16 protein-coding genes and 1 pseudogene are annotated in these 9467 nt (G+C 52.3%); 16 read left to right on the forward strand and 1 reads right to left on the reverse strand.

Annotated features, from left to right (window positions below; genetic code table 11):
• Positions 1-138 (reverse strand): insA N-terminal domain protein (locus BFF42_RS05135; protein ID WP_001645659.1); only part of this gene is annotated, 138 nt, incomplete at its 3' end.
• Positions 139-417: 279 nt separating this feature from the next.
• Here BFF42_RS05135 and BFF42_RS27535 point away from each other — a divergent pair.
• The 16 genes and pseudogenes from BFF42_RS27535 to BFF42_RS05215 form a co-directional block, all read left to right on the forward strand.
• Positions 418-756, forward strand: coding sequence for a hypothetical protein (locus BFF42_RS27535; protein ID WP_235868415.1), 339 nt, complete (start codon positions 418-420; stop codon positions 754-756).
• A 112-nt stretch (positions 757-868) separates the two neighbouring features.
• On the forward strand, positions 869-1072 hold the full coding sequence (locus BFF42_RS05145; RefSeq protein ID WP_001018038.1) for a helix-turn-helix transcriptional regulator: 204 nt from the start codon (positions 869-871) through the stop codon (positions 1070-1072).
• Positions 1072-1503, forward strand: a complete 432-nt coding sequence (locus BFF42_RS05150; RefSeq protein WP_000412535.1) for a hypothetical protein — start codon at positions 1072-1074, stop codon at positions 1501-1503. The genes BFF42_RS05145 and BFF42_RS05150 overlap by 1 nt, the downstream gene beginning before the upstream one ends.
• Positions 1504-1516: 13 nt before the next feature.
• Positions 1517-2326, forward strand: a pseudogene (locus BFF42_RS05155) (antA/AntB antirepressor family protein).
• Positions 2319-2501 (forward strand): DUF4222 domain-containing protein, encoded by a 183-nt coding sequence (locus BFF42_RS05160; RefSeq protein WP_001244024.1) that lies wholly within the window; start codon positions 2319-2321, stop codon positions 2499-2501. The pseudogene BFF42_RS05155 and the gene BFF42_RS05160 overlap by 8 nt, the downstream one beginning before the upstream one ends.
• Positions 2488-3195 (forward strand): host cell division inhibitor Icd-like protein, encoded by a 708-nt coding sequence (locus BFF42_RS05165; protein WP_114142536.1) that lies wholly within the window; start codon positions 2488-2490, stop codon positions 3193-3195. Before BFF42_RS05160 ends, BFF42_RS05165 begins: the two co-directional genes overlap by 14 nt.
• Positions 3188-3406 carry a hypothetical protein gene (locus BFF42_RS05170; RefSeq protein ID WP_000598360.1) on the forward strand — a complete coding sequence of 73 codons (219 nt, stop codon included), beginning with the start codon at positions 3188-3190 and terminating at the stop codon, positions 3404-3406. Before BFF42_RS05165 ends, BFF42_RS05170 begins: the two co-directional genes overlap by 8 nt.
• Positions 3399-3593: a hypothetical protein gene (locus BFF42_RS05175; RefSeq protein ID WP_001065742.1), complete on the forward strand. Its 195-nt coding sequence runs from the start codon at positions 3399-3401 to the stop codon at positions 3591-3593. Before BFF42_RS05170 ends, BFF42_RS05175 begins: the two co-directional genes overlap by 8 nt.
• Positions 3590-3853, forward strand: coding sequence for a hypothetical protein (locus BFF42_RS05180; RefSeq protein WP_001024676.1), 264 nt, complete (start codon positions 3590-3592; stop codon positions 3851-3853). Before BFF42_RS05175 ends, BFF42_RS05180 begins: the two co-directional genes overlap by 4 nt.
• The gene (locus tag BFF42_RS05185; protein WP_000181940.1) at positions 3850-4071 is read left to right on the forward strand and encodes a hypothetical protein; all 222 of its coding nucleotides are present in this window, start codon (positions 3850-3852) and stop codon (positions 4069-4071) included. Before BFF42_RS05180 ends, BFF42_RS05185 begins: the two co-directional genes overlap by 4 nt.
• Positions 4064-4666: a hypothetical protein gene (locus BFF42_RS05190; protein WP_001058746.1), complete on the forward strand. Its 603-nt coding sequence runs from the start codon at positions 4064-4066 to the stop codon at positions 4664-4666. The genes BFF42_RS05185 and BFF42_RS05190 overlap by 8 nt, the downstream gene beginning before the upstream one ends.
• Positions 4667-4674: 8 nt before the next feature.
• On the forward strand, positions 4675-5016 hold the full coding sequence (locus tag BFF42_RS05195) for a hypothetical protein (RefSeq protein ID WP_000628960.1): 342 nt from the start codon (positions 4675-4677) through the stop codon (positions 5014-5016).
• Positions 5009-7768: a TOPRIM and DUF927 domain-containing protein gene (locus BFF42_RS05200; protein WP_039060423.1), complete on the forward strand. Its 2760-nt coding sequence runs from the start codon at positions 5009-5011 to the stop codon at positions 7766-7768. The genes BFF42_RS05195 and BFF42_RS05200 overlap by 8 nt, the downstream gene beginning before the upstream one ends.
• A 374-nt stretch (positions 7769-8142) precedes the next feature.
• The gene (locus BFF42_RS05205) at positions 8143-8577 is read left to right on the forward strand and encodes a single-stranded DNA-binding protein (RefSeq protein WP_039059657.1); all 435 of its coding nucleotides are present in this window, start codon (positions 8143-8145) and stop codon (positions 8575-8577) included.
• 10 nt (positions 8578-8587) lie between these two features.
• A complete protein-coding gene (locus tag BFF42_RS05210) occupies positions 8588-9139 on the forward strand; it encodes a hypothetical protein (RefSeq protein ID WP_000107254.1) in 552 nt (183 codons plus the stop codon).
• Between the two features lie 41 nt (positions 9140-9180).
• The coding region (locus BFF42_RS05215) for a transposase (RefSeq protein WP_000567737.1) at positions 9181-9467 on the forward strand (287 nt) is incomplete at its 3' end.

Consider the following 9467-nt stretch of genomic DNA (forward strand, 5'->3'; position numbering starts at 1 on the left):
GGTGTAAGTGAACTGTAGTTGCCATGTTTTACGGCAATGAGAGCAGAGATAGCGCTGATGTCCGGCAGTGCTTTTGCCGTTACGCACCACGCCTTCAGTAGCGGAGCAGGAAGGACATCTGATGGAAATGGAAGCCACGCAAGCACCTTAAAATCACCATCATACACTAAATCAGTAAGTTGGCAGCATTACCTGCTTGGGCTATGGCATGTTAACGCCTCCTATATACTCGACATCGCAGGGCTTGATTCTATTGACACTCCCGCACGCATATTCAGCCCCGCACACAGAAAAAGAGAACTAGACGTAAGTGCGAATTATTATTTTTTTCTCGATTATACAAAACATGCCTTCCACGAAATATCCGTAGAGGATTTGTACATAACAAGGCCGTGGGTTGAATATATCGGCGAATGCATGGACAAAAACCAGCCCATATACAGCCCCGAAACTCGCATAAACTTACAAGCTCTTTATGAGGATGTTAAAAACGTTGAGCACGGAAACAGAGAGCGCCACAGGCAAAAGCGCGAAATTTGCCTCTTGGCGTTGATTTATGTGAAGCGGCACTACCCAGAAGAGTGTAAAGGGAAGAACGGGAAGGAAACCAACGAAGCATGGGCGAACGCCACAATAAACCACTGGGCGCTTTTGGGGGGCGGCTATGATGAGCCATCCATAGATTACCTGAAGAAACTCATAGCCGACGCAGACAGAACACCGGAAGAACGCACCACGGCAGGGAAAAAAAGGTGATAGTAAATTTTACTATCACGATAGTAAAAAATACGATCATTCCTTTTTGAGCGTGCACGCCATTAAATCCCCGTAACGAAGCAACAACTATCGCTAAGAGGTTACGGGAATCATGAACATCGACACTATCCCTACAAAAGGCTATATCAGACGCTTCCGCCTGGCTGAATTGCTGGGCGTTAGTGTATCCACCATCGACCGTAAAGTAAGAAACGGTTCACTACCACGTCCGGTAAAGCTGGGAGAAAAAATAACTGCGTTTGATGCGGTTGAGATTCACAACTGGCTGGCAGAACGCCGCGGGAAGGTGGCCTGATGGAAAAGAAAAACCGCCCATTACAGGCGGCTAATTCAGATATTCGCGTATCTGATGTTACGCCCCTTACAAAATCCCTTCAAGCACCAAAGCGCACACCGAAAAAGCATCGTGCCAGAGTCTATATGCTGCGTACTGGTATAGAGGGATGGACAGAAAATGACATTCTGCGTTATTGCCGCCTTTCGTCTGGAAGGAACTACGCCAGCGAGTTAGAGCGCAGGCTTGATATTCAGCTTGAGCGTATAGACGAAAAGAACCCCGACGGGATAGGGCCACATTTACGCTATCGCTTTACCGGGCGCGGTGACGTTCTAAAAGTTATTCGGCTTGTGAACCATAACGCCGACGCTGGCGGCTATCAGGGACTTTCTCAGCCTGAAATTGCCGACATTCTCAATCTATACCCGGACAATCTCACCGCCGCATAACGGAGCCGAAAATATGACTATCGAAAAAAGCCGATTCAGTTCGGGGGCCGCCCCGCGGCCCAACGTTAACACGGGAGTAATTAACGGCAACGACTTTGCCGCTATTGTTCCCGTTATTGCCGGACGCATTGGCGGGCGTGAAGCCAATATTGTGAGCGCTAAGGCGTTGCATAAAGCGCTGGGGGTGGGCCGCGACTTTACTAACTGGATTAAAGGCCGAATTGACCAGTACGGTTTTATTGCCGGAACCGATTTTATCCGTGTTGAAAATTTGAGCACGCCAAAACGGGCGAGCGCAAAAACTCGCCAGCAAATAGAGCATGATTACCTGCTATCGCTGGATATGGCTAAAGAAGTGGCAATGGTTGAACGCAACGAGCAGGGCCGCGCTATCCGCCGTTATTTCATCCAGTGCGAGGAAGAATTACAGCGTAGCGTGCCTGAAATCGCCGCCCGCTATCGTCGCCAGCTAAAAGCCCGTCTCAGTGCCGCAAACAACTTTAAGCCAATGTGCGATGCGCTGAATATGGCCCGTGCCGAGATGGGCAAAACGACGCAGCAGCGCCACTACAGCAACGAGAGCAACATGATCGCCCGTATCGTGCTGGGTGGCATGACGGCGAAGCAGTGAGCGCAGGCAAATGGCATTACTGGCGAACCACGGGACAGCATGAACGCAGCACAGCTTGAACACCTCGCCTATCTCGAAAGCACCAATATCACGTTAATTGATATGGGCATGGAATATGAGCAGCGCAAAGGAGAACTCACCCGCCTGTCGCAACGCTGGCTCGCTAAACGTCTGGAGGTAAACCATGCGTAACCACAATCCGATGCCGGGAAGCCGTTACAAGGATTCGCACGGGGCTGTAGTGACCGTTGAGCGCGTCGAGCATAACCGAGTGACCTTTTACCGCGAGGGCTATCAGTCGCCATGTGTTCAGCCTTTGGAGAGATTCGTTAATGAGTTCGTGGAGGTGCGCCGTGATACTGAATGAACCTGCCGCCCAGAAAGAAGCCTTTAATCTGGCTGGCCTGTTAACAAATGTTAACCCTTACAACCTTATAAAACCTGATATTGATACCGCAGCGCCCGGAGTTCCGTTACCAGTACGCGAGGCGCTTACCCTCAACAAAAAGATGGTGAGCCGTGCACAGGAAAAACTCTTAAAGGGTTACGGTTTTATCTGGTATGACCACCTAGCAGAGAAAAGCTGTTATAGTTCAAGCGTTGCTGCAAAATCAGCAACCGGGCGTGGAAACCCGAACACACTCAGGGCGACACAGACGCCGAAAGCGTCTTTTTTTGTGTCCGATCACTACGCACATCAAATCAGCGGCCTAGTCCGTACTGTATCAATGGTGGCGTTAGTGGGGCTACGTTCGCGTAGGCCGGTTTCCTTTGTGTCCGGTATTTCCACCCCTGCTAACGTCACCGCCATTTCAGAGCGTGGAAACTCAGGCGGTGACTCCTTAAACACAAAGGAGGCTGCCGCTATGCTGGCTACTACCCCTACCCAAAAACCGCAATTTATCTGGATTATCGCCGCAGTTCGCCGCGATTGCCCGACAATTACCGCCAAAATTCATCATATTGCTGCCGAGTCTGAACGCGATGCTCGCCGTTCTCTGGTGCGCGATCACGTCTGCTTTTTTGCTGGTCGTATCCGCATGGAGGTGGCACATGATTAAAACCTACGATGTGCATATGGATCCCCTCGAACGCACAAGCCAGATCATCACACTGACAGAAGTGATTAATGACATTCTGGTGAGCAACTCTCCCTCACGAGACGAAAAACTGAAGGCGTTACTCGCGATATTGGATCTCGCCGTTCGTGACGTTCATTTCCTGCTGGAAGGTGGCGAAATGTCAGGAAAACGGGGGGCAACCAATGAATAACTCAATTAATACCCCTCGCCTTACGTCCGCACTTCAATTAATCGAGCAAACAGCGGCTGTCCTGGTTGCTGTCAGTCTTTCGGCTGAAGAAATGGACGCTGCTGATGTCGTGGATGCGATTAAAGCGTGCTCATCTTTGGTTAACGATGCCCGTGCAGAGCTGGTAATTCTTGGGGGTGAAAAATGAATATCAACTTAATTTATCGTCATCCGTGTGAGCTGGAAATTGAATCATTGCTGGGGCGCGAAGAGCCATATCCAGACACATTCACTCCCGCAGATTGCGCGACTGAACGGCTTACCAGAGCGCGCACAGGTCTGGTTCATGTGATGAATGAGATTGTTCCCTCGGTGGGAGGGGAACAGGCGACAGTAATCAATAGCTGGCTACAAAAAGTTACCTCCCTGATAGATATCAGTTTAATCGATGTGGAGAGTGCGAAATGACCAACATCCAGCTCATTGAAGCGCAATGTCGCATCGAACAGGTTCAGACTGTTTTAGGGTTCTGGCTTGAAGGGGCCAGCCCCAGCAACAGAGACAAGTTAATGATTGGCGCGGTTATGTCACTGCTCAATGGCGTACCAGAAGCTATTCAGGAAGCTGACGAATTGTTGGGCAAATATGAGTTACAGAATCATTCAGGCGAGGCGAAACATGAATAATTTCTTAACGTTCCATGCAGAAGCAACGCCTGGCGGCGTAAACATCATGTACCGCAGCAACGATGGCATGACAGAACGCGTTGAGACCGTCTCATATATTGATGCCGTAAATCGTCTGGATGCCGGGGATTATGACGATAAACCAGATGAAGGCATGTTTATACATCTCGCTATTGCCAGTGGCGGCAACCAGGGATATTTCGATTACACATCACAGCATCACGTGATTATGTGGCGCTGGCTGATCGCAACAGTATTCATGCTGGAAATGAGAGAGGAAAACGGCACTGTCAGCATCATTGATGATACTGGCAATCCTTCCGAAGTGGCTGTTTATTCCAACGGCATCGTCGCCATGCCGCTGTATCCAGTAGCAGAGCGCCTCGCTATGGCAAACAACATTGAGGGCGCGATGATAGAACGTTTTGGCATCGAGTCTGGCACAGAACGCGCCATCATTTTCTACAGAGCCATGATGGATGTGGAACAAGGAGCACTGACTCCATTTGGTCGTGAAACGCTTGCTGAACTTCACAACAGCTTTATAGCTGAACTGAATGAAAACGGCTGGCCTGAAATGGCGCTGGCGCACTGAGGGGCGACATGATTACTAAAAATTTCCGACTGAATGCGCTGGCGAATAAGTATGCGGCAGCACTGTATAACCACATTACTTCCACCAGCGGCGGGGACTATTTCATGATTGATGCGGACGGCCTCGCCGTCCGTGTGGAAATCGTCAATGGAGTAAAAGGCGTTCGCAGCCTGATTGATAGCTACGCACTGGCAGCCATGAAAGTGCGCTACCCGCAGTGGGAAATCGTGGGGATCGAGCTTCTTGATCGTTGCGTCACTAAGGACGGATTGACTGACATCGGGCGCGAGATATGGCAAAGCATGATTAATGATATGGGCGCGACCGTGGCAGGAGGCAACCATGCGTAATATCGACCTTATCCGCGAAGTGACCAGCGCCGCAGCAGGGCGCTGGCCTTATGTGCTGGCTGAATTGTCTATCGACGTGCCTGATTCATCGCGCCGCCATTCTCCATGCCCTGCATGTGGTGGAAAAGACCGTTTCAGATTCGACGACAACGGGCGCGGTAGCTTTATCTGCAACCAGTGTGGCGCTGGTGACGGGCTGGATTTAATCAAGCGGGTAAACAACTGCGACACCACGGAGGCGGCACAGCTTGCCGCTGACGTGCTGGGTATTGATTACCGGGCAGCGCAAACCGACCCGGCGGCAGCGAGCCATAGAAGAGAGCAACTGGAAGCTGACCGCCAGCAGCGTGAGCAGGAGCGCCAGAAACAGGCAGCAGAGGACGCAGAGCAGCGAAGGGCTACGTTTGCCCATCTGTATGCCGGAATGCGCCAGAGTGCCACACAGGGCGAATCTGATTACCTGCAATCAAAAGGGCTGACCGGGTTTAACTATCCGGTTATGCCGGATGGTTCGTTATTGCTGGAGCTGGTGGACGAATCCGGCGCAGTGGCAGCAGCGCAAACCATTACACCGCAGGGAGAGAAGCGACTCCTGACAGGTTCAGCAAAGCGCGGGGCATATCACGCCGTAAACGCGCCAGAATCGCCGCAGAGCGTTTTAATTGCCGAGGGGCTGGCGACGGCCCTTTCAGTTCACCTGATGCGCCCGGACGCGCTGGCAGTGGCAGCAATTGACGCGGGCAACCTGCTACCCGTTGCCGAAGTGATGCGCCGGATATATCCCGCCACGCAGATTATCATTGCCGCAGATAACGACCACCAGCAGGACGACCAGGCGAACACGGGCAAAGATGCCGCAGAGAAAGCCGCCTTATCCGTGGCTGGCTGGGTGGCGCTGCCGCCGACAGACTACAAAGCCGACTGGGACGACTACCGCCAGCAAAACGGGCTGGAAGTCGCTACGGCTGCGTTTAACGATTCGATGTACCAGATTCAAGGGGAAGCCGTGAAACCGCGATTGCAAGCCATTGAGGGCGGTAAAACTGACCATCCAGAGAAAGATCCACTAAAACCCCACATTGAGAGCCGCAAAGATAGCGTTTTCTGGGTAACGCCGAAGGTGGACAAGGAAAGCGGGGAGATCGTCAACGCTGAAAGCTGGTTATGTTCCCCGTTGGAGGTTATCGGCACGGGACGCGACGACAAAGATCAGTATCTTATTATCTCATGGCTGGCATTCGGTGCAGGCATACCGACAACAGCGGCTATCCCGCTGGCTGATATTGGCGAGCGTGAAGGCTGGCGCACCCTGAAAGCTGGTGGGGTTAACGTCACGACCAAAAGCAGTTTACGGGCGATCCTTGCCGACTGGCTACAGCGGAGCGGCTCGCGTGAATTGTGGCGCGTTGCTCATGCTACAGGCTGGCAGTGCGGGGCATACATCATGCCGGACGGGGAAATCATCGGCACACCTGAGCGGCCTGTTTTGTTCAGCGGGCGCAGTTCAGCCGCTGCCGGGTATACCGTAGCAGGAACGCCGGAAAGCTGGCGCAACAGTGTCGCGCGGCTGGCATACGGCAACTACGCGATGATGACAGGCATTGCCGCAGCACTGGCAGCGCCATTAATCGGGGTGGCAGAGCGTGACGGATTCGGGATTCATTTTTATGAGCAATCGAGCGCCGGGAAAACAACCACGCAGAACGTGGCTAGCAGTCTATACGGGAACCCTGATGCCTTGCGCCTGACGTGGTACGGGACGGCGCTGGGGATGATAAACGAGGCCGCCGCCCACAATGACGGACTGATGCCGCTGGATGAAGTCGGACAGGGCGCAGACCCGATAAGCGTTTCTCAGTCTGCCTATGCCCTGTTTAACGGCGTAGGGAAATTGCAGGGCGCGAAAGAAGGCGGAAATCGGGATCTAAAACGCTGGCGTACCGTGGCAATCAGCACCGGGGAAATGGATTTAGAAACGTTCATTGCCTCCGCAGGACGCAAGACAAAAGCGGGGCAACTGGTGCGCCTGCTGAATATCCCGTTAAGTAAGGCGGTGCGCTTTCATGAGCACCAGACAGGGAAAGACCATGCAGACGCATTAAAATCCGCGTGGCAGAGCAATCACGGCGCTGCCGGGCGGGAGTGGATCAGATGGCTTGCAGGCCACCAGCAGCAGGCCATTGATACCGTTCGTGACTGTGAAGCCCGCTGGCGCAGTCTTATTCCTGCCGACTATGGGGAACAGGTTCACCGTGTAGGGGCAAGGTTCGCCATTCTGGAGGCTGCTTTACTGCTGGGTGGCGTGGTTACTGGCTGGGATGATCAAACGTGCCGTGATGCGATACAGCACAGCTACAATGCGTGGTTGCGTGAGTTCGGCACGGGGAACAAAGAGCACCAGCAGATTATTGAGCAGACGGAGGCGTTTTTGAATGCCTATGGGCTGAGTCGATTCGCGCCGCTGGGTTATGACCCGCGCGATTTACCCATCCGTGATTTAGCCGGGTACAGGAAGAAGGGGAACCACGACGGCGACCCGATAATTTTCTACACCTTCCCGGCAGCGTTTGAGCAGGAGATTGCAAAGGGCTTCAATACCAAACAGTTTGCCGAAGTTCTAAAGAATGCAGGAATGCTTACACCACCAACGAGCGGGCGAGGCTATCAGGGGCGAGTAAGGGAGGATGGGCGACAGATTCGCGTCTATGTACTCAATTTCATGGCAGAGGAAAGCAGCCAGCCAGAAGAATAATTATTTCTTCACATGCGTAGTTTTAGTGTTGTCTCGGTTGTCTTTGTTGTCTCAATTTGTAATTGAGATTGATTTATAAGGATTTTATTTTAATTTCTGAGACAACACCGAGACAACATTTAGCCATTTTGAGACAACAGGGCGAAAGTGTGTTTTTAGTCTGGCAGGCAGTGAGACAACATTTATGCCGGGTGAGACAACACGAAATTGCAAATGTTGTCTCAGCAAAACCCAGACGTGGCGCGGCCTGTAGAGCCGTGAGACAACAAAGACAACAGAGACAACACTATTTTTGCTTACTATGAAAAAAAATCGGCAGGTGTCCCACATTAAGAAATCGTCATTAGCAAAACTAATAATCCAGTGAGGGGAAAATGACAGCACAAATTTCAGCATACGGGCGGCTGGTGGCAGATCCCCAGACCCGCACCACAACGAACGGTAACAACATGGCTATGGCGCGGCTGGCGGTGTCTCTCCCCTGTAATGCGGCAGAGGCGGGAGAGTCAACCTTCTGGCTGGGCGTTATTGCTTTTGGGAAGCAGGCCGATGCGCTGGCAAAGCACCAGAAAGGCGACCTTGTGAGCGTGGCAGGCAATATGCAACTCAACCAGTGGACAGGGCAGGACGGCGGTACACAGCAGGGGTATCAGGTAGTAGCCGACAGTGTGATCAGCGCCAGAACGGTACGCCCCGGCGGGAAGGCAGGACAGCGGGGACAGGCAACGGACGCGCTGAGACGTGCGCAGCAGCCATCCCGTGATGAATACGACCAAAGCCCACCATTCGACGATGAAACGCCATTCTGAGAGGGAAGATATGAGTACGCAACCCATCATTATTGAGTTCGGCAGCTATCGCTGGCCCAGACATCTTGCAATACATGAAGCAGGTCATGCGATAGCCGCATGGTTTTTCGGCATACAGGAGGTAGAAATTGCGTTATCGGGTAATAACCGAGTGGCAAAAACCTACCTTAGCGGCGATGTTGATGAATGTGGAGCTGTCGCGGTATGGCACGCCAACTATCCACGGAATGTGGCTGAGGTTAAGTCTTACACCCTCTCGAATGATGACACCAGGTTACGTCTGATAGACCAGGTATGCCGGGCTATGGTTATCTCTCTGGCTGGTATCGTCGCGCAATCACGCTATACGGGGGATGATATTAACGCACTGATGGAAACGTCCGGGAAAGCAGACATGAAAAATGTTCGTGATTTATCAGAGGTATACCGGGTGGCTGGTGGGGAGGATGCTGATATACAGAGAATATCCCTTTCCCGTGCTGAGGCGCTGATTGCCCTGAAATGGTGGGATGTAGACTGGCCCCCTGAATCTCCAGACAACCAGTATCACTTAAATAAGTGATAGTCTTAATACTAGTTTTTAGACTAGTCATTGGAGTACAGATGATTGATGTCTTAGGGCCGGAGAAACGCAGACGGCGTACCACACAGGAAAAGATCGCAATTGTTCAGCAGAGCTTTGAACCGGGGATGACGGTCTCCCTCGTTGCCCGGCAACATGGTGTAGCAGCCAGCCAGTTATTTCTCTGGCGTAAGCAATACCAGGAAGGAAGTCTTACTGCTGTGGCCGCCGGAGAACAGGTTGTTCCTGCCTCTGAACTTGCTGCCGCCATGAAGCAGATTAAAGAACTCCAGCGCCTGCTCGGCAAGAAAACGATGGAAAATGAACT

Origin of the sequence: Shigella sp. FC1661 (genome assembly GCF_001712525.1) — a bacterium.
Classification (GTDB): Bacteria; Pseudomonadota; Gammaproteobacteria; order Enterobacterales; family Enterobacteriaceae; genus Escherichia; species Escherichia coli.

Excerpts from the sequence above, each read along its gene's own strand:
- BFF42_RS27535 (WP_235868415.1), top strand. The coding sequence starts at position 418 with ATGGACAAAAACCAGCCCATATACAGCCCCGAAACTCGCATAAACTTA.
- BFF42_RS05145 (WP_001018038.1), top strand. The coding sequence starts at position 869 with ATGAACATCGACACTATCCCTACAAAAGGCTATATCAGACGCTTCCGC.
- BFF42_RS05150 (WP_000412535.1), top strand. The coding sequence starts at position 1,072 with ATGGAAAAGAAAAACCGCCCATTACAGGCGGCTAATTCAGATATTCGC.
- BFF42_RS05160 (WP_001244024.1), top strand. The coding sequence starts at position 2,319 with ATGCGTAACCACAATCCGATGCCGGGAAGCCGTTACAAGGATTCGCAC.
- BFF42_RS05170 (WP_000598360.1), top strand. The coding sequence starts at position 3,188 with ATGATTAAAACCTACGATGTGCATATGGATCCCCTCGAACGCACAAGC.
- BFF42_RS05175 (WP_001065742.1), top strand. The coding sequence starts at position 3,399 with ATGAATAACTCAATTAATACCCCTCGCCTTACGTCCGCACTTCAATTA.
- BFF42_RS05180 (WP_001024676.1), top strand. The coding sequence starts at position 3,590 with ATGAATATCAACTTAATTTATCGTCATCCGTGTGAGCTGGAAATTGAA.
- BFF42_RS05185 (WP_000181940.1), top strand. The coding sequence starts at position 3,850 with ATGACCAACATCCAGCTCATTGAAGCGCAATGTCGCATCGAACAGGTT.
- BFF42_RS05190 (WP_001058746.1), top strand. The coding sequence starts at position 4,064 with ATGAATAATTTCTTAACGTTCCATGCAGAAGCAACGCCTGGCGGCGTA.
- BFF42_RS05195 (WP_000628960.1), top strand. The coding sequence starts at position 4,675 with ATGATTACTAAAAATTTCCGACTGAATGCGCTGGCGAATAAGTATGCG.
- BFF42_RS05200 (WP_039060423.1), top strand. The coding sequence starts at position 5,009 with ATGCGTAATATCGACCTTATCCGCGAAGTGACCAGCGCCGCAGCAGGG.
- BFF42_RS05205 (WP_039059657.1), top strand. The coding sequence starts at position 8,143 with ATGACAGCACAAATTTCAGCATACGGGCGGCTGGTGGCAGATCCCCAG.
- BFF42_RS05210 (WP_000107254.1), top strand. The coding sequence starts at position 8,588 with ATGAGTACGCAACCCATCATTATTGAGTTCGGCAGCTATCGCTGGCCC.